The organism is Streptococcus penaeicida (assembly GCF_002887775.1).
In the GTDB taxonomy this organism is placed as follows: domain Bacteria; phylum Bacillota; class Bacilli; order Lactobacillales; family Streptococcaceae; genus Streptococcus; species Streptococcus penaeicida.
This window is the reverse complement of the sequence record NZ_LOCM01000029.1, coordinates 1-19,808: the sequence shown is the minus strand read 5'-3', so window position 1 is coordinate 19,808 and position 19,808 is coordinate 1. Positions and strand designations below refer to the sequence as shown.

Here is a 19,808-nt window from a genome sequence, read left to right as displayed (position 1 = left end):
GTTGATTTTGAAAATTTAGAAATTAAAACGTATAGAAGGTTTAGTGGAGATAAGGGGATCTTTAGTCCTCCAAAAACTTCTATTCGTACGATTCCTATTAGTCAATCTTTAGCTTTAATATTAAGTCGGTTGTATGATGATCAGCAAGTTATGTTGAAAAAATTAAAAATTGTAAACATGAATAATCAAATATTTTATGACTATAGATATGGTGTTTCGACAAATAGTGCGATAAATAAAAGTCTTAAAAATGTTTTAAAAAAATTAAATATTAATTCAAAAATGACTGCAACAGGTGCAAGGTATACTTATGGAAGTTACTTATTAGCAAAAGGTGTAGATATTTGGGTAGTTGCAAAGTTAATGGGTCATAAGGATATTACACAGTTACTAGAGACTTATGGTCATGTTTTGACAGAGGTAATCAAATAAAGAATATGAAAACTGTTTAGAAATGTTTTGGTATTACTTAAAAGAAATATTTTAAAAAAGTGGTTCTAAGAACAAATTTAAGAAACAAAATTAAAAAAACAAAGAAAAAACCTTTAAAATCAAGGTTTTCAACTACATTTATACTGCCCCTACAAGTAACAAAAGGACTATAAAGTTAATTAATAAATAAAAATATCTAGTAATATCAAGGGATTTATCACTTTTTATTTTTAACAATTACCATAGAATATAAAACTTTCTAGAACAAAAAATAATTTATTGGAAAATGATAATTTACATCTTTTTTAGAGTATCTAAAAAATTTTTGTTATTGTACAAAAGATGTATATATTTATTTAGTTAATTTTTAAAAAAGTTTCCGTAATTTAGCGAATTTAGGATATTCATTGTACGTCATTTGAAACCCTTACTCAATGATATAATATTCTACAGTTTATAATTCTAGTAGTATAATGTAAAATATATCGTTATTTAATATTTTTCAATTGAGAAAACAGAATTAAGGGTATAAATTATAAAATATAAAGAAGTTCAAGATGAGGAGTGTTAAAATTATATGGTTCTTCAAATGTTTCTAATAAGAATATCTGATTGGTTTTATTTTTTATATTTAATATTTTCACATGAATTTCATCTTCTGTAATATGTTCGGCATGTATATGAGAGTGATTTAAACAGATTACTTCTTCTTTCTTATAGGAAGTACTACATTCAATAATTTTAAAAGCCAAGTATGATTTCCAAATATTTTCTTCAATTCTATAAAACAAACCAAGGCGTTGATCAAACGAAAAACCTTGTAATTCTAATTTTGATAATGTTTTTTGAACTGCTTCATAATATTCTTTCGATAGAATATCACCTTTAAATGGTACTATATAAAAATCTTCATTTCCAATGTCTATGTGTGAATTGATAGTATGATCAAGTTGGTCAGAGCGCATTATTTGTTGTTTATATTGATTAATTTGAAGTTTATCTTTTACTAATTGAATTTCTTTTTCATAAATTTTTTTTTCCGCAAGTTTGATTATATCAGTCATATGTATATCGCCCGATTCATTAATGAATTGGGTGAAATTTTTTAATGGAATACCATAATCGGCACATATCTTAATAACTTTTACATATGATATGGTTGAAAACATATAATAGCGATATCCATTTTTGGGATTAATATAAGTTGGTTTTAAAATATTTATTTCTTCATAATATCTTAAAGCTTTAGTATGAATTCCAGAGTATTTACTTAGTTGACCAATTGTTAAATATGAAATCATAAATTCTCCTATTGACATTACCGTCACGGTATAGTTTATACTTACAGTATAACATGAAAGTTAGATATAGAAAGGTATAAAAACTAAAATTATGAACAGATTAAACATCAATATGAAATTATATATTATAGGAATAATAATTTTTTTCCTTGCAATGCTATTTCCATTTTCAAAATTAATAACAAATTTATTATTAATTTTAGCCACAATTATTTCAGGCTATCATGTTATGTGGGAAGGTTTAATTGAAACAATAACTAATACACGCCGTAAAAAAATTTTTTATCCAAATACTCACATATTAATGACATTAGCCGCTATAGGTGCTATTTTGCTAGGTGATAGTAAAGAAGCAGCTTTACTTATTTTAATCTTTTCAGGAGCTCATTTTTTAGAAGAATATATTGAAGATAGGAATCAAAAGGAAATAACTACTTTACTTAAAATGAATCCTACTGAAGCAAGAAGACTAGGAAGAGATGGAAAATTAGAATTAGTTCCTGTTAATGAGTTAAAAATAGGCGACCATTTGCAGGTATTAAATGGGGATCAAATTCCAACAGATGGTGTAATAATTGAGGGAATCGCTAGCATCAATGAGTCCAGCATTAATGGTGAATCAATACCTAGAGAGAAATCCCAGGGAGATATTGTTTTTGGATCAACATTAAATGGCGATAAATCATTTATAATGGAAGTCACTAAGAATAGTGAGGATACAGTCTTTTCAAAAATTATCCAACTTGTGGAAAAATCACAAAATAATTTGTCACCGACAGAAAGTTTTATTAAAAAAATGGAACCAGTTTATGTTACTGCTGTGCTTCTTATTTTTATTCTTTTAATCGTTATTCTACCAACAGTATTTAAGTGGACTTTGATGAAGGCATTTGCTAAGGGGTTAGTTTTTATGGTATCTGCTTCACCATGTGCTCTTGCTGTTTCTGCAATACCATCTACAGTAGCAGGTATAGCAAATCTAGCAAAAAAGGGAATATTATTTAAGGGGGGTTCTTACCTATCTATTATGGCAGACTTAAAAGCAATTTCTTTTGATAAAACTGGTACTCTAACTCTTGGCAAACCTGAAGTAGTATCCTATAAATTTTCACCAGAGACAATAGCTGAAGAAGATTTAATATCAGTTATCCTATCAATGGAACATCAATCAAACCATCCTTTAGCTAGGGCTATAGTAAATTATTTTGAAAAAGGGCTCACATCTAAAATAAATCTTAATGTAGAAAACAAGATAGGCGAAGGACTAACAGCATTTTACGAAAACAATAAAATTCAAATCGCAAAACCAAGTTTTTTTTCTAAAGTAGAAGAGAAATGGTTAATAGAAAAAGAACAAGAGGAAAAAAAGGGGGCCACAGTTATTTTTATTGCAATTAACGATTCAGTAATTGGGTATATTGCTATACAAGATAAACCTCAAGAAAGCGCTATCGAACTTATTTCTAATCTAACTAGACATAATATAAAGAGTATAATGATAACTGGTGACTCAGAAAAAACAGGGAAAGCCATTGCCAATCAAATTGGAATAGATAAAGTTATCGCAAATGTATTACCAGAAGAAAAAGCAAATCATATTAACAGTTTAAAAAATAAATACGGACTTGTTGGAATGGTTGGTGATGGTGTAAATGATGCCCCAGCACTCGCAAATGCAGATGTTGGCATTGCTATGGGGGAAGGTAGTGACGTTGCCATTGAAACAGCTGATGTCGTAATTATGAAAAATGACTTAACAAATTTAGGAAAAGCAATTCATATTTCTTTATTATTAAAGAAAAATATTAAACAAAACGTAACTATATCTCTCACAGTTGTGCTGATATTAGTAACTTTAACTTTTGGAGGAAATCTTAATATTGTTCAGAGTGTAGCATTACACGAAGGCTCTACTCTCATAGTGTTATTAAATAGTATGAGATTATTAACTAAATAAATCTAAATAGAAAGTAATTATATTCAGAATAACATGTTTAATATATTTTACACTAGCTGATTTATTTTGACTTTTATATAGAGTATGTCTGTTATAATAACAATTTCACTAAATGTCCGTTATAAAGGATATATTTAGTTAAATAAATATTTTTCCCGAATTGTCAAGTCAAGTGCAACAAATCATTCATCTGACTAAGTCAGTTGTTCTTAGGCTGTTTGAGCTAGCTCAAACAGTTTTTGACCATCGGACAATTCTTTTTCTAAAGTTTTTTTGCCGATACCAACTGGAGTCTCTATCCACTGACCTGATCGATACATGTTTACTGCATTTAATTTAAAATTATAATTATATTTCATACAAAAACCCCTTTCACTGGATTAGTCCAGTAAAAGGGGTACATATCAATAATCTAATGAATGGGGTGCTTTTTAGTTATTGTAGGTTATATTTCATTCAATTAAATTAAATATTATTAGTAATAACTAATAGTTAAGAAGATATCGTTTTGTTTAAATATGATAAAATAAGAGTTATTAGATAAAGTAATGACAAAAATAATGGAGACAAAATATGAAAGAAGTTTGGGATGCTTATGATAAAAATTTCAATAAACTTAATGTAGAACTAATTCGAGGTGATACCCTTAAGGAAGGATACTACCACTTAGTTACTGAAATTATTGTTAAACATATCGATGGGACATACTTACTTATGCAGAGGGATTATAATAAAAATTTAGGGGGAAAGTGGGAACTTACTGCTGGAGGTTCAGCATTAAAAGGAGAATCACCAATAGAATGTGCTAAGAGAGAGTTATATGAGGAGACTGGTATAAAATCACATAAATTAATTGAAGTGAAAAGAATAGTTCATAAGAAGCATCAGACATTATATGTTGAATATTATTGTCTAACTGATTGTGATAAAAAAGATATTGTATTACAAGATGGAGAAACGATTGATTATAAATGGATTAGTGAAAATACATTATTTAGTCTAGATAAAGAGTTTCTGGCATCAGATAGAGCACTACCTATCTTAGCTGAACTAAGAAGAAATCAACTTCGATAATTATAAATTTAATTATATGGAATATTAGGGGATTACTAATGACAACAACTATCTATTTTATTAGACATGCAGATTCTCCATTCATTTTTGGAGAAGAAAGATCGAGACCACTTTCTTTAGAAGGAAATAGAGCATCTATAAATGTGCTAAGAAGTTGGATGATGTAAAATTCGACCAATATATATCTAGCTCGTACAAAAGAGCAATACAAACAATCGAACCTTTAGCTAATAATAAAACTATTTTATTATTTGATGAGCTTAGAGAAAAGAGACTAAAGGGTAATTACAAATTAGATAAACAGATAATAGAGAATACAATTAGAGAGTCATTTAGTGATAAATCTTTAAAGCTGGAGGGAGGAGAAAGTACAAAAGAGGTGCAAGATAGAGCTCTTCCAATTATTATGTCAATATTAAAAGATAAAAGTTTAAAGACAGTAGCGATTGGAACACACGGAAATATACTAACTTGTATTTTAAACTATTTTGATGATGCTATCGGATTCGAATTCTGGAAAGCATCATCGAAGCCTGATATATATAAGTGTTTGTATAGTAAAACTGAACTATTAAAAATAGAAAGAATGGGCATTGAAAGTTAGTTATGACAAATGAATTAAGAAGTATGACTTCAGTTTATCTTAGAAGAGGAAATGAACTATTATTACTTTTTAGACAAGGAAGTAGAGTGGTTAATAACTTATGGATTAGTTCTGCAGGTGGACACTTTGAACCATTTGAGTTAGATAGACCAAAAGAATGTGCCCTAAGAGAACTAGAAGAAGAGCTAAATATTACGTTAGAAGATATTAGTGACTTTAAGTTAAAATATATTGCACTTAGAAACGTTAATAATGAAATTAGACAAAATTACTATTATTTTGCAGAATTAAGACATGAGTTTAATAATAAGTTATCCTCAAATGAGGGTTTATTAAAATGGTTTGATTTGAGTGAATTACCTTTTCAAGATATGCCTTTAACAGCTAAGGAAGTTTTACATCACTATGTTTCTCATCCAAATGATAATAATTTATATGGTGGCTGGTAGTTAATGAGAAGACAGAATTTGTTCGACTTTATTAGAAAGTATTATCATAAATAGGTTGGAGTTAAAATGAATAGTATTATTAAAACTAAAAGATTGAAAATTAGATTATCCTCTGATTTAGAGATGGAAGAACTCATTGCTAGTGAAAAGGATCAGGGAATGAAACAGGCATACACTGAAATGCTCAATGCTAGTGTTAATAATCCTTTGGAAAGAAAGTGGTATGCAACTTGGATTATTGAACTTTCAGATAATAACAACCAAAGAATTGGTGATTTATGTTTTAAAGGACTAGATAAGGGTGTTGTTGAAATAGGTTACGGTTTAAATAATTTATTCTGGGGATACGGATACGCGACAGAAGCAGTAAAAGCGATGGTAGAATGGGTAAGGAGTCATGATGAAGTAAATAAGATTGAAGCTGAGTCGGAAATTGATAATATAGCTTCAATTAGAGTGTTAGAAAAATCTGGCTTTGAATTAAATGGGGTTCAAGGTGAAGAGGGACCAAGATTTGAATATAAAGGTTTACCAACAGACAGTGATATATATTAAGTATATTTTAATTCTAATTTAGTATTGAAATTTTTAAAAAAATTTCGGGGACAAATGATGGGACAAATCCTCTTAAGACAAGCAAAAAAGCCTTTAAACAAAGGCTTTTTCTCATATATTTAGATGCCCCCTACAGGATAGAACTAATGACCGATAAAGTTTGAAAAGTGATGATATCAAGCATTTAAGAACGGTTTTAATCGCTATCTCTATATAAAGGATGTTGAAAAATTAAATTAGAGTGGGCAAAAGGTGGACAAGTAGTAATGAAAAAATGAATCTTCATGTATAATATACCGTTATTCCCCCTACAGCCTAAATTTAGTTAAATTTAATAAAATTTGGGAAAGAAAATATTGGCTTATCAAGGTTTTGTCACTTTTTTATAAGTAGGGAAAATATTTTGGTAGAACAGAAGTAGAACATAATAATTAAGATCACATTTGTGGTAAGAGTACAACATTTGAAAACAAGGAATAATATGCTACAATACAATCAATTAAAAAAATGAGGTATCCTGAATTGGACGAAAGAAAATTATTAGTTAGAATTGCTGAAATGTATTATCAAGAAAGTAAGACACAAAGTCAAATTTCAAAAGAGTTAAATATTCATAGAACAACAATCAGTCGATTATTAAAACAATCTCGTGATGAAGGAATTGTTGAAATTATCATCAATTATGATAAAGCTGGAAATTACGGTCTTGAACAGGATTTAGAATCCTCATTTGGTTTGCAAAAAGCCATAGTAATTTCTACAGCAAAAGAGCTAGATAGGAATCAAAAAGATAATATGCTTGCAAAATCGTTAGGAGACTACCTAGAAACTATTCTTAAAGACAAAATGAAGATTGGTTTTTCATGGGGAGAAACAATGGCTGTAGTTTCAAAAAATATGCCGAGATTAATTCTTCCAGAAACTATTTGTGTACCGGTTATAGGAGGACCTGCCGGGAGACTAGTCAGTGATTTTCATGTCAATACGATTACTTACGAGGCTGCAAAAATGATTCATGGTAAAGCCAAGTTAATTGATGCGCCAGCCATTTTAGAAACAAGTAGTTTAAAAGAAGAATTACTGAAAAGTGACTTTAATCAAGAAATTTTATCTCTTTGGGGCCAGCTCGATATAGTTATTATGGGGATTGGTAGTCCTATATTAATGAATAATCAAACTTGGAGTGACTTCTATGGTAAAGATATTATAGATCAAGTATCTGAGCAGGATATGGTGGGAGATGTTGTTTCACGTTTTTATAATCGACAAGGGGAACATATTGTTAGTGATTTAGATGATCGTATTATAGGGATATCTATTAGTCAATTGCAAAAATGTCCTTATCGTATAGGTATAGCCAGTTCAAGAGAAAAAGTTGATGCTATTGTTGGAGCATTAAAAGGTCAGTATATTAATATTTTAGTTACAACAGAAGAAACAGCTCGGAGACTAATTGAAAGCAAGTAGCATAACTAGTCACAATAGAATTATTATCAAAAAAGGAAGGTTTAAGAAGATAACTTTCCTTTTTTTTAACTCTTTTTTCAACAAATGTGAATATATTTTCACATTTGTGTTGACATGTGAAAATATCGTGCTATACTAAATTTGTAACAAATGTTATTTTAAAATCACAAATGAGAGGATTAAGAAATGGACTGGTTAAATATTTCAGATAAAGTTGTAGTAGTTACTGGAGGTGCTTCAGGTATCGGAAAAGCAATTATAAAGGAATTGCTTGAAAATAATGTTAAAGTTATCAATTTTGATGTCGCTGACTTAGAATTTGATAATCCAAATCTTTTATCAATTAAAGTTGATATTACTGATCGGAAGGCTGTAGAAAAAGCAGTATCTTTGGCAATTGAAACATTTGGCACAATTGATGGTCTTGTTAATAATGCTGGTATTAATGTACCGAGATTACTTGTTGATGGTAGATCTGATAATAGCCAGTACGAAATCGACGATTCTCTTTTTGATAAAATTACTTCAATTAATCAAAAGGGACTATTTATTGTGAGTCAACTTGTTGGAAGAATTCTAGTAAAAAATAAATCTGGTGTTATTATTAACATGGCTTCGGAGGCGGGACTTGAGGGATCTGAAGGACAGAGTGTCTATGCAGCTACAAAGGCAGCAGTTTATAGTTATACGAGATCATGGGCTAAGGAACTTGGTAAATATGGAGTGAGAGTTGTAGGTATTGCACCAGGTATAATGGAAGCGACAGGATTAAGAACAGAAGCTTATGAAACAGCTCTAGCCTATACTAGAAATAAAACTGTTGAAGACATAAGGAAAGGCTATTCATCTACATCGACAACCCCGTTAGGACGAAGTGGAAAATTAAGTGAAGTAGCTGATTTAGTCTTATTTTATCTTTCTGAAAGATCAAGTTACATTACAGGAGTAACAACGAATATTGCTGGTGGAAAGACAAGAGGATAGTAACATATGAATCAGGTTATTTTAATTGCACATGGGGATTTGGCTGTAGAAATGAAAAAATCAGCTGAAATGTTATTTGGAAAGCTAGACAATTTTCATCCGATTAGTTTTTTAGCGGAGGAAGGTTTGGATAGTTTGCAAGAAAAAATTTCAGGAATAATGGAAGCGCTTAATTCTCCGGTTCTTGTTTTTACGGATATATTTTGTGGAACTCCTTATAATGCTTCCTGTTCTGTTGCACTAAAAAACCCTCAATTTGATATGTCCATTATTTCTGGGATGTCACTCCCATTAGTTTTGGAACTAGCAATATTAATCAATAGTAAATCAATTTCAGAGGTATCTGAAGAATTACAGAAAGCCGTAGTAGATACTGTTCGAATATTTAATAAAGACATCATTGATGATGAGGAGGAACTATAATGAAAATAAAATTGGCAAGGATTGATGATCGCCTAATCCACGGACAAGTTGCTACTGTCTGGGCAAAGGAAGCAAATGCAGAGCGAATTATTATACCTAGTGATGAGGTTGCAAATGATGAAATTAGAAAAACTCTAGTAAAACAAGCTGCGCCTCCTGGAATAAAAGTTAATGTTGTAACATGTGAAAAAGCAATAAAAGTATTTCAAAATCCGAAATATAAAGATGACACTGTTTTCCTTCTATTTACAAAACCTTCTGAAGTACTTGAACTCGTAAAAGGTGGTGTTCCAATTGAGTCTATCAATATTGGAGGAATGCAATTTAAATCTGGACGTAAACAAATGACAAAAGCTATCTCAGTATTTAAGGAAGATGTTGAGGCGTTTTATGAGTTGGATCGTTTGGGGGTTGCACTTGATTGTCGAGTTCTAGCCTCTGATACACCAAAAAATTTCAAAGTTCTATTAAATGAAGTTAAATTCTAATATTAATCATAGAGAAGAGGGTATGACATGGAAATCTCTGTTTTTCAAGTAATTCTAATTTTTATTTGGTCAAGTATTACCGGTATGGGAAGCGTACTTGATGAATTTCAAACTCATAGACCGTTGATTGCTTGTACGGTTACTGGTCTTATATTGGGTGACATGACAACGGGTATTATTTTAGGAGGAACTCTAGAATTAATTGCTTTAGGGTGGATGAATATTGGCGCGGCACAGTCACCAGACTCTGCACTTGCAAGTGTCATCTCAACTATTTTAGTTGTAGTTGGTCATCAAGATATCCAGAAAGGAATAGCCATCGCCTTACCAGTTGCGGTTGCTGGTCAAGTTTTAACAGTTCTTGTTCGTACGGTAACAGTTGCTATTCAACATGCTGCAGATAAAGAAGCAGAGAAAGCTAATTTTAATAAAATCATATTTTTACACTTTTTCGCACTTATTTTTCAAGCGATGCGGGTAGCAATTCCAGCAACTTTAGTCGCCGTCTTTGTGGATGCAAATGCTGTTATTCGACTTTTAAATGCGATTCCTGAAGTTGTTACAGGTGGTTTAGCTGTAGCAGGTGGTATGATTGTTGTCGTTGGTTATGCTATGGTCTTGAACATGATGTACATTAAATATTTATTGCCATTCTTTTTTGCAGGATTTGTATTAGGTGGCTATCTTGACTTTAGTTTATTATCTTTTGGGATACTCGGTTTAGTTATTGCATTGGTTTATGTTCAATTAAATCCAAATTTTTCAAAAATACAAGCAGTTGCAACACCTAATAATTATCAGCTAGCTGATGATGAATTAGAAGATTAGGAGGATTTGACATGACTGACACAAATATTTCAACAAAAAAAATTACAAAACAAGATATTTTTAAAACCTTTATTTATTCAAATTTTCAACAAGCATCATTTAATTTTGAAAGAATCCACGCTTTAGCTTTCTGCGTTGATATGATTCCTACTATTAAACGTATTTATAGTCGCAATGAAGACCAAGCAGATGCTTTAAAAAGACACATGACATTTTTCAATGTAACACCAGCTATGTGTGGACCAGTTATTGGGGTAACCATGGCTATGGAGGAAGCGAGAGCTAATGGAGCTGATTTGGATGATGGTACAATCAGTAGTTTAAAAATTGGGTTAATGGGTCCGCTTTGTGGTGTAGGAGATCCACTTATTTGGGGAACTTTAAGACCAATTTTAGCAGCAATAGGTGCTTCTATGGCTCTTACAGGGCAAATAATGGGTCCAATTATCTTCTTCTTAGCATTTAATCTTGTTAGAATGGCAATAAAATGGTATGGCTTAACTTATGGCTACCAGCAAGGTTTGGGAATAGTTAAAAATTTATCAGGAAACATATTACCAAAATTAACTGAAGGTGCAACTATTTTAGGCTTATTTGTTATGGGTGTTTTAGTAACTAAATGGACAAATATAAATGTCGCTTTAACGGCTTATAAAACTAAAGGTGCTGATGGGAAAATTGTTGTAACGTCTATTCAAAATATTTTGGATCAACTTGTACCAGGGCTTCTGCCATTACTATTAACTTTTGTTATGATGTACCTTCTTCGTAAAAAAGTAAGTCCAATCGTATTGATTTTTATTCTTTTTGGAGTTGGTATTTTAGGCTATGCCTTAGGTATTTTAGCATAAAGAAAATGAGGAATTATGATGAGAACAAAAGCAGTTAGATTATATGGAAAAAATGATTTACGACTAGAAGAATTTGATTTGCCAGAAATGAAAGATGATGAAATTTTAGCATCTGTTATTACTGATAGCATTTGTATGTCTTCTTGGAAATTGGCAAATCAGGGAGAAGACCATAAAAAAACACCAAAAGACCTTGCTAATCTTCCAATTATTATTGGCCATGAATTTTGTGGAGAAATTCTTGAAGTTGGATCGAAATGGCAACACAAATTTAAAAAAGGACAACGCTATGTTGTTCAAGCAAACTTACAATTAAGTGATCGACCTGATTGTCCAGGTTATTCTTACCCATATACAGGTGGGGATGCAACCTATATTATTATTGATAAAGATGTTTTAGAACAAGACTGTTTGATTCCTTACGAAGGGAATACTTATTTTGAAGGATCATTGTTAGAGCCTTTATCTTGTGTTATAGGTGCTTTTGAAGCTAACTATCATTTAATTGAAGGTAGCTATAATCATCAAATGGGTATAAAAGAAGCCGGAAATCTTTTAATTCTTGGCGGTACAGGTCCTATGGGACTATTAGCTGTTGATTATGCATTGCATGGTCCCAAAAAACCAAAACATCTCATTGTTACAGATATTAACCAAGATAAGTTAGATCGAGCAAAAGCATTATATCCTGAAACAGAGGAAACAAAAGTAACTTTTGTTAATACAAAAGATATGGAAAATCAGGTTAGTGAAATAAAAGAACTAACTAACGGGGAAGGGTTTGATGATATTTTTGTACTTGTACCTTCACAGACACTGGTTACAGATGCCTCGTCCTTATTGAATGCAGATGGATGTTTAAACTTCTTTGCGGGACCTCAAAATAAAGACTTCTTTGCACCTATTAATTTTTATGATATCCATTATTCATTTACACACTACGTAGGTACATCAGGTGGCAACACAGAGGACATGCGAAAAGCAGTAAAAGCTGTTGAAGATGGAACGATTACAGTGGCAAATATTGTAACTCATATTCTAGGTTTAGACTCTTTAGCAGAGACAACACAGAGTCAGCCAGAAATTGGGGGTGGTAAAAAATTGGTTTACACTCAAAAGCAATTTGATAGATTGAAACTGTCAGATGCTAATCAACTTGATACTAATTTGTCTAATATTCTTGAGAAGACGGAAGGTATTTGGAGTAAGGAAGCTGAAGATTATATCCTCTCCAGTTATCCAGAAATTTAATTTGAGTCCTTATTTTGTTAATCTCCAAAACCAGTTCATGCTAGCATGAACTGGTTTATTTTTGACTGGAGCTATGGCTGTGCTATAATGGGATGAAAACTATTTTCGTATTGGAGATTTCTATGGAAAAGCAACAATCGGTATTGGATACCATACATATTTTATATGATCAATTCTTTGAGCAAGAGAAGAAAATTGCTAATTATATTATCCAGCATCATCAGGATGTTGTAAATATGACAATAGGTGAGTTAGCTGAGGCTTGTGGGACAAGTGTTGCTACAATTTCTAGGTTTTGTCGTAAGTGTAAAGTTGATGGTTTTCACCATTTGAAAATTAGTTTGGCTAAGGAAATTGTAGAAAGTGACAATCCGGTTCCAGTTTCAAACACTATTTCAAAAGATGATATTGGTCAATCTTTGCAAAATATTTTGGCAAACAAGACAGAAGAATTAAAGCAAACCATTTCTTTTATTGATGAAAATGAATTTCGTGATATATTGGAAACTATTCAAGAAGCTAATTTGGTTCAGCTAGTAGCCGTTGGGAATACTATACCAGTAGCCATTGATGGAGCCTTTCGTTTTAATGAAATAGGGATTAAAGCAGTTTCTGGCACCATTTGGGAGACGCAGCTTGCTTTTGCCTTGTCCTTGAAAAAGGGAGATGTTATGATTGCTATCTCCAATTCTGGTGAATCACGCCAAGTGGTGAAGATGGTTGAAGAAGCTAAGGAAAATGGTGTTACAACAATTGGGATTACAAATAATCCTAATTCTAAAATTGCCTCTATTGCTGACTACCATCTACAAACGGCAACCCGCGAAAAGCTTTTTCTCAACGAATTCTGTTTTTCACGTGTCTCAGCAATGACTGTGATTGAGACTATTTATCTCTTTTTAACTGTTGGTCAAAAGAGTAGTTATCATGAACTGAGTAAGCGTGAATCCCTATTAGCTGATGAGAAATTATAAGCTGTATTGCCTTGTTTTTTTGGTAGAAAATAAATACATAAGCAGAAAAGTTGTCAGGAATTCCTGATAACTTTTTTTGCACCTGTAAAGTAAATAATTTTCGCAAAAAATATATTGACAATAATAAGTTATGTGCTATACTAAGATTGTAAAAATAATTATCGCGGTTATTAATTTTAAGAAAATAAATATCACAAAAACAAAATTTAAGGGAATTTTAGGAGAAGCTCATGAAAATTACTGACTTGCTTTCCCTTCAGTCAATTGATATTGCTGCGGCAATTGAGACAAAAACTGAAGCTATTGATTATTTAACAGTGTTAATGGACCGTGGTGACCATTTGAATGACATTAGTGGTTATAAAGCTGATGTTTGGCGTCGTGAGTCAGAAAGCACAACGGGTGTTGGTGATGGGATTGCTATTCCGCATGCAAAATCAGCATTTGTAACATCACCTGGACTAGCGGCGATGGTAGTTAAGAAAGGACTTAATTTTGAAGCCTTAGACGGGCAAACTAGTCATTTATTCTTTATGATTGCAGCTCCTGAAACTGGTGGTGATTTACATTTATCAGCACTAGCTAAGTTGTCAACTTTGTTAATGGATGTTGCATTTAAAGAGTCATTACTTAATGCTGAATCTGCACAAGCCTTTTTACAACTCATTGATAAAAAAGAAGCAGAGGTTGATCAACGTCAGTTAGCAAATGCTCAGGTTGATACGAATTACCGTGTTTTAGCTGTAACGGCATGTCCAACGGGGATTGCCCATACTTATATGGCTGCTGAAAGTTTGGAAATGCAGGGTAAAAAACTTGGCATTCCTCTTAAAGCTGAGACGCAGGGTGCAGACGGTGCAAAAAATATCTTAACAACTGAAGAAATAAAAGAAGCTGATGCGATTATTATTGCAGCTGATAAAAAGGTTAATCTTTCTCGTTTTGATGGCAAAGCTTTAAAGCTTGTTCCAGTTTCTGAAGGAATCCATAAACCAGAAAAGTTGCTTCAAGACGCTGTCAATGGTGAATTTAGCATTTATCATCATACAGATTTGAGTGGTGTGGAATCGGATTTTGTTAATCAAGAAAGTTTTGGTCGTAAGGTCTATAAAGATTTGATGAATGGTGTTTCCCACATGTTACCATTTGTCATTGGTGGTGGGATCCTGATTGCCTTAGCTTTCCTATTTGATGATTACAGTATTAACCCGGCAAACTTTGGGAAGAATACACCAATAGCAGCTTACTTAAAAACAATTGGTGAATTTTCATTTGGAATGATGTTACCTGTCTTATCAGGTTACATTGCCATGAGTATTTCTGATCGTCCAGGTCTTGCTGTTGGTTTTGTTGCTGGTTTAGTAGCAAAAGCTGGGTCAACTTTTGCCCATCCAGCAGGTGGTGATGTCAATGCGGGTTTCCTAGGTGCATTATTTGCAGGATTTGCTGCAGGTTATTTGGTTTTAGGGCTGAAAAAACTAACTAAAAAATTACCAAGTTCTCTTGAAAGTGTTCGCCCAATGATTATCTACCAGTTTTTGGGATCTTGTTGGGAGCTGTAATTACAACCTTGATAAACCCAGCTATGGGTGCCATTAATTCTGGTTTAACTGGTGTCTTAAACAGTATGAATGGGACAAGTAAAATTTTGCTTGGTGTCATTGTTGCAGGGATGCAATCTGTTGATATGGGTGGACCTGTAAACAAGACTTCTTACGTTTTTGCGACATCACAATTGGCGGAAGGGAATTTTCAAATTATGGCTGCAGTTATGGCAGGTGGGATGATCCCACCATTAGCTATTGCACTATGTACAACATTCTTTAAAAATCGTTTCACTAAAAAAGAACGTGAATCAGGTCTTGTTAACTACTTATTAGGCCTATCATTTATCTCAGAAGGGGCGATTCCATTTGCAGCTAGTGACCCACTTCGTGTATTGCCTTCTTGTATTATTGGATCATCTGTGGCTGGTGGTTTATCAATCTTCTTTGACTGTACACTACGTGCACCACACGGTGGAATCTTTGTTCTACCAACAATTGGTCATCCTTTACAGTATGCATTAGCTATCTTGATTGGTGCCAGCGTTGGTTGTATTATTCTAGCATTCCTTAAAAAACCACTTACAACTGAGGAGGTTTAAATGAAAAAAAGATGTGCAACATATGCCGTCTCGTTGATAAAAGATGATATGACAATCGGGCTAGGTGGTGGGTCAACTGTTGGGCTAATGGTTGACTTACTGGCTCAATCTCCAAGAGAAATCACAATCGTAACACCTTCTTTTGACACTTATCGTCTGTGCCAAGAAAAAGGACTCAAACATCAAGAATTGAGTCATGTCAGTCAAATCGATTTAGCTTTTGATGGGTGTGATGAGTTGGATTATGATCTTAATGCCCTAAAATCGGGTGGCGGTATTCATACCCATGAAAAACTAGTGGGCAGCATGGCTGATGAGTACATTTTACTTGTCGATCAGAGCAAGTACTTCCAAGAGTTGCCTTTTAATCTCCCGGTTACTTTGGAAGTATTGCCTGTGGCAGTAAGCTATGTTAAGAAAAGTGTCCAAGCATTAGGTGGTCAAGTTTGCTACAGGACAAGCTCTGCTAAAGCAGGAGTTACCATCAGTGATGATGGTAATTACCTGTTAGAAGCCACTTTTACAAAACCAAATGATCTTGCAAAGTTGGCAAATCAATTGGATAAGATTAAAGGACTGATTGATCATTCACTCTTTTATCAAGTTGCTACAAAAGCAATCATTGCTAGTTCAAATCAAGTTGAATTGATAGAAAGGAAATAACATGAAAAAATTAAATTGGGGTATTTTAGGAACAGGTTGGATTGCACATGAAATGGCAGCTGCCTTGAATGCAGTCAACGGCGAGATTTATGCTGTTTGCGATACAAGTTTAGAAGCAGCTCAGAAGTTTGCTGATGAATTTTCAGTTCAAAATGCTTATGCTAGTGCCGATCTAATGATTGCCGATCCTGCTATCGATATTGTCTACATTGCAACACCTCACAGCTTACATTACAAATTTTTATTACAGTCTTTACAGGCCGGCAAGCATGTCTTTTGTGAGAAATCAATTACCGTAAATAGCCAACAATTAGAAGAATGTGTAGCGGTTGCTAAAGAAAAAGGTTTAGTCATTTCTGATGGCGTGACTTTGCTTCATATGCCACTTTACAAAAAGCTTGCTGAAATTGTGGCTAGTGGTGCCATTGGTCAAGTTAAGATGGTGCAAGTCAATTTTGGTTCTTGTAAGGAGTACGATGTGACAAACCGTTTCTTCTCCAAAGAATTAGCTGGTGGTGCCCTTCTTGATATTGGTGTCTACGCGACTAGTTTTGCTCGTTTCTTTATGAAGAGTCGTGCCAATCAGGTCTTAACAACAGCCAACTTTTTTGAGACTGGTGTTGATGAAACAAGTGGTATTATCTTGAAAAATCCAGAGGGTGAGATGGCTGTTATGGCACTAACAATGCGTGCTAAGCAACCTAAACGTGGTGTTGTTGCTGGTGAAAAAGGCTACATCGAGATTGAAGAATACCCAAGAGCAAGTAAGGCGACAATCACTTATACAGAGGATGGTCGCAAAGAAGTAATTGAAGCAGGTGAATCTGATTTAGCCTTGCAGTATGAAGTTGCAGATATGCAAGACTATGTGTTGACTAATGGTGGACAAGAAAACTTAGACATTATCAGAGATGTTATGGCTAGTTTGACAGAAGTTCGTAAACAATGGGGGATGGTTTATCCATTTGAATAGTATGGAGAAAAAATATTTCTTTTTTGATATAGATGGGACGTTGACAGATCGTTCGACTGGCGAAATTATACCCAGCGCCTTAGAAGCTTTACGGTTATTAAGAGAAGCTGATCATTTTGTGGCCATTGCAACAGGGCGCGCACGTTACAAGGCGGAACGTTTTCGGCAGGAAAATGGCTTTGACAACATGGTCTGTAATGGGGGACACGGCATTATCCTTAATGGGGAGCTTCGTGAAAATAAGCCCCTACCTTTTGAGGAGACTTATGCAGTCTACCAGCAGGCGCTCGACTTAGGTTTTGGTGTTTATGTAGCGGTGGATGATAGCAATAAGGTTTATGCCCAAAATTTTGATTTCCATGATCAAGTAGGCATGCGCAAAGAACCTTCCATTTACATTATTGATTCTGATTTTGATCCCAAAGCTTATGGGGCAATCTATAAAATGTATATTGCGATTCCAGAAGCACAAGAGTATTTGTTAACCCTGAAAGATCAAGTAGGTCATCTTCGTTTTGAAAAAGAGTATCTGATGTTTCAACCAGATGAAAAACGTCAAGGAATTCTGACAATGTTGGATTATGTTGGAGGTTCAGCCAAAGATACTGTAGTCTTCGGTGATGACTACAATGACTTGGATATGTTTGGTCCTGACTTCTTCAAAATTGCAATGGGAAATTCATGCGATGATTTAAAAGTAAAAGCAGACTATGTCACCGCAAATAATATAGACGATGGTATCTACAAAGCTTGTCAAAAATTTGGATGGATATAAAACAAATTTTTTCAACTATCGACAAATTAAGCAAAAAGCCTTTATTTAAAGGCTTTTTGCTATATAGTTATATGCCCCCTACAACGATTTCCTTCAAATTTTTGTGATAATAATAATCGAGAATGCTGATTTTAAAGGATTTTTATTTTGCTAAATTTTTGAAAAATTATTGTTAGAAAAATAATGTGGGACAAAAAGGGGACAAATTTTTAAAAATTATAAAATTATTTTGAAAATAAACATCTTAATCAGGAATATTTTCGAGTACATAAAGAATTAATTGCTTGCATCTAACATAAAGATATATATAATGATGATCTTCATTAATATCAAATTTGTTTTTCTCGTGGTGTCTTATTCGAAAGTTGTTTCCAATATCAGTTAAGTATTTAAACTCTGTATTAAATATTTTTTCAATATGTAAATCACCTGCCGATATTTGCCTTATGATTTTTTGTATTGATTGTTTTTTGTCTATTGTTGGTAAATAATAAGTTTTAAGTCTTTCGAATGCATCCCAAATTTTTTCACAGGCAATCGGATAATTTTGCTTTTCAAAAAATATGTTTGCTTCAATAAGTAGTTCCTCGACTCCCTTTTCCTTGCCGTAGAATTTATTTGTTTCTTGGATTAAATTATTATGAATTGATATTTCTCCATTTTTAAAAATAATATTACGGTTATTGACTTTAAAAAGCTCTACAACCTTTTCACTGAAATCTGTGACTAAAGAATTTTTTTCAAATAACTCAATAAAATCTATTACAGAGTATGGAGTTGTATGTAGTATGAAATCATCAATATTTGAGGAAGGTATGAATCTGTTATTCACATAGTTATGTGGTACATAATAGCTTTTTAGATCTTGAAATGTTAAATCCATAACGTGTTGAGTATAATTATAACCAGTCTCGTCAGATAAATATAATAGTTCATTATTTTTTGTTAAGAATTGAACAATTTGATATCTCAGATTCTTGGGTAGAGTAAAATTGATTTCTTTTTTCTTTATCTGTGCCTCGAATCTAATTGAAAAAGGAAAGAAAATTTTAGGTGACTTTGAATAAGTTTTCCACCCATAGACATCTTTACCAGAAATTCTTTTAACTGAGTAAATTTCATATCCGTCTTCTTGTAGTAAAGAATTTATTTTTTTGAGAAAAAGTTTCCAATCCTTTTTTTCATCTCTCACCAAAGGATGGAATATTTCACAGATAAAATTTAAAAAGATATTGTCAGCCCCATTAGATAATTGGAATCTAGCATCATCAAAGACCCAAAAATCTTCATAGTCATTATTATTTATTGTATGTTGCCAGATATCATCTTCAGCATTTTCAAACCTAGAATCGAAACTGGGTAATGATGCTAGGTTATAAATTCGTTTTAAAAAGTCTAGTTCGTCTAAACGACCAAAATATGGATAAAATATAATACTTTCATCAAATATGGAGCAATTATCAATTCCAAATTTAAATAAGTCAAATATATCTCTTCTTGTAATATCGGATATGTAATTCATAGTTTCTTCCTTAAAAAAAGTATATAATTAATATAATAGTTTATACAAAAATTCAATAGATAATAGGTAGGATAATGTATGTATTCTAGAT

The 19,808-nt window shown here is 32.7% G+C and carries 22 protein-coding genes; 19 read left to right on the top strand and 3 right to left on the bottom strand.

Translation table 11 applies throughout. The annotated features are described in order from the left end of the window. Positions 1–432 (top strand): tyrosine-type recombinase/integrase (locus AT575_RS07945; RefSeq protein ID WP_165778661.1); only part of this gene is annotated, 432 nt, incomplete at its 5' end. Between the two features lie 533 nt (positions 433–965). Here the strand turns inward: AT575_RS07945 and AT575_RS07940 are convergent. Further along, positions 966–1,733, bottom strand: a complete 768-nt coding sequence (locus tag AT575_RS07940; RefSeq protein ID WP_102777885.1) for a MerR family DNA-binding transcriptional regulator — start codon at positions 1,731–1,733, stop codon at positions 966–968. Between the two features lie 112 nt (positions 1,734–1,845). Between AT575_RS07940 and AT575_RS07935 the strand changes: the two genes are divergently transcribed. Beyond that, a complete protein-coding gene (locus tag AT575_RS07935; RefSeq protein WP_245871516.1) occupies positions 1,846–3,690 on the top strand; it encodes a heavy metal translocating P-type ATPase in 1,845 nt (614 codons plus the stop codon). A 209-nt stretch (positions 3,691–3,899) separates the two neighbouring features. On the opposite strand, the gene AT575_RS07930 is transcribed toward AT575_RS07935, so the two are convergent. Then, a complete protein-coding gene (locus AT575_RS07930) occupies positions 3,900–4,049 on the bottom strand; it encodes a hypothetical protein (RefSeq protein WP_245871515.1) in 150 nt (49 codons plus the stop codon). A gap of 214 nt (positions 4,050–4,263) precedes the next feature. Between AT575_RS07930 and AT575_RS07925 the strand changes: the two genes are divergently transcribed. The 17 genes from AT575_RS07925 to AT575_RS07850 all read left to right on the top strand — a co-directional run bounded on the left by AT575_RS07925 (position 4,264) and on the right by AT575_RS07850 (position 18,195). After that, a complete protein-coding gene (locus AT575_RS07925) occupies positions 4,264–4,764 on the top strand; it encodes an NUDIX hydrolase (protein ID WP_102777883.1) in 501 nt (166 codons plus the stop codon). 133 nt (positions 4,765–4,897) lie between these two features. Next, positions 4,898–5,368: a histidine phosphatase family protein gene (locus AT575_RS07920; protein ID WP_102777882.1), complete on the top strand. Its 471-nt coding sequence runs from the start codon at positions 4,898–4,900 to the stop codon at positions 5,366–5,368. Between the two features lie 2 nt (positions 5,369–5,370). Next, positions 5,371–5,817 carry an NUDIX domain-containing protein gene (locus AT575_RS07915; protein ID WP_102777881.1) on the top strand — a complete coding sequence of 149 codons (447 nt, stop codon included), beginning with the start codon at positions 5,371–5,373 and terminating at the stop codon, positions 5,815–5,817. 66 nt (positions 5,818–5,883) lie between these two features. Then, positions 5,884–6,372, top strand: a complete 489-nt coding sequence (locus AT575_RS07910; RefSeq protein WP_102777880.1) for a GNAT family N-acetyltransferase — start codon at positions 5,884–5,886, stop codon at positions 6,370–6,372. Positions 6,373–6,894: 522 nt separating this feature from the next. Continuing rightward, a complete protein-coding gene (locus AT575_RS07905; protein ID WP_245871514.1) occupies positions 6,895–7,839 on the top strand; it encodes a sugar-binding transcriptional regulator in 945 nt (314 codons plus the stop codon). 186 nt (positions 7,840–8,025) lie between these two features. Beyond that, the gene (locus AT575_RS07900; protein WP_102777878.1) at positions 8,026–8,823 is read left to right on the top strand and encodes an SDR family oxidoreductase; all 798 of its coding nucleotides are present in this window, start codon (positions 8,026–8,028) and stop codon (positions 8,821–8,823) included. A gap of 6 nt (positions 8,824–8,829) precedes the next feature. Further along, complete coding sequence (locus tag AT575_RS07895; RefSeq protein WP_102777877.1) at positions 8,830–9,246, top strand: PTS sugar transporter subunit IIA; 417 nt, start codon at positions 8,830–8,832, stop codon at positions 9,244–9,246. Continuing rightward, positions 9,246–9,734, top strand: coding sequence for a PTS sugar transporter subunit IIB (locus AT575_RS07890; RefSeq protein WP_102777876.1), 489 nt, complete (start codon positions 9,246–9,248; stop codon positions 9,732–9,734). Before AT575_RS07895 ends, AT575_RS07890 begins: the two co-directional genes overlap by 1 nt. Positions 9,735–9,761: 27 nt before the next feature. Then, the gene (locus tag AT575_RS07885) at positions 9,762–10,562 is read left to right on the top strand and encodes a PTS mannose/fructose/sorbose transporter subunit IIC (protein WP_102777875.1); all 801 of its coding nucleotides are present in this window, start codon (positions 9,762–9,764) and stop codon (positions 10,560–10,562) included. Positions 10,563–10,573: 11 nt separating this feature from the next. Further along, positions 10,574–11,413: a PTS system mannose/fructose/sorbose family transporter subunit IID gene (locus tag AT575_RS07880; RefSeq protein WP_102777874.1), complete on the top strand. Its 840-nt coding sequence runs from the start codon at positions 10,574–10,576 to the stop codon at positions 11,411–11,413. Between the two features lie 18 nt (positions 11,414–11,431). After that, the gene (locus AT575_RS07875) at positions 11,432–12,664 is read left to right on the top strand and encodes a zinc-binding dehydrogenase (protein ID WP_102777873.1); all 1,233 of its coding nucleotides are present in this window, start codon (positions 11,432–11,434) and stop codon (positions 12,662–12,664) included. A gap of 122 nt (positions 12,665–12,786) precedes the next feature. After that, the gene (locus tag AT575_RS07870) at positions 12,787–13,638 is read left to right on the top strand and encodes a MurR/RpiR family transcriptional regulator (protein WP_102777872.1); all 852 of its coding nucleotides are present in this window, start codon (positions 12,787–12,789) and stop codon (positions 13,636–13,638) included. Between the two features lie 230 nt (positions 13,639–13,868). Next, positions 13,869–15,200 carry a fructose PTS transporter subunit IIA gene (locus tag AT575_RS07865; RefSeq protein WP_217349836.1) on the top strand — a complete coding sequence of 444 codons (1,332 nt, stop codon included), beginning with the start codon at positions 13,869–13,871 and terminating at the stop codon, positions 15,198–15,200. After that, positions 15,188–15,784 carry a PTS fructose transporter subunit IIC gene (locus AT575_RS10705; RefSeq protein ID WP_217349835.1) on the top strand — a complete coding sequence of 199 codons (597 nt, stop codon included), beginning with the start codon at positions 15,188–15,190 and terminating at the stop codon, positions 15,782–15,784. Before AT575_RS07865 ends, AT575_RS10705 begins: the two co-directional genes overlap by 13 nt. Continuing rightward, a complete protein-coding gene (rpiA, locus tag AT575_RS07860) occupies positions 15,785–16,447 on the top strand; it encodes a ribose 5-phosphate isomerase A (protein WP_102777871.1) in 663 nt (220 codons plus the stop codon). A gap of 1 nt (position 16,448) precedes the next feature. After that, on the top strand, positions 16,449–17,420 hold the full coding sequence (locus AT575_RS07855; RefSeq protein ID WP_102777870.1) for a Gfo/Idh/MocA family protein: 972 nt from the start codon (positions 16,449–16,451) through the stop codon (positions 17,418–17,420). Between the two features lies 1 nt (position 17,421). Continuing rightward, positions 17,422–18,195, top strand: coding sequence for an HAD-IIB family hydrolase (locus AT575_RS07850; protein WP_102777869.1), 774 nt, complete (start codon positions 17,422–17,424; stop codon positions 18,193–18,195). Positions 18,196–18,439: 244 nt separating this feature from the next. Here AT575_RS07850 and AT575_RS07845 read toward each other — a convergent pair whose 3' ends face one another. Next, a complete protein-coding gene (locus AT575_RS07845; protein ID WP_102777868.1) occupies positions 18,440–19,717 on the bottom strand; it encodes an AbiJ-related protein in 1,278 nt (425 codons plus the stop codon). Between the last annotated feature and the right edge of the window lie 91 nt (positions 19,718–19,808).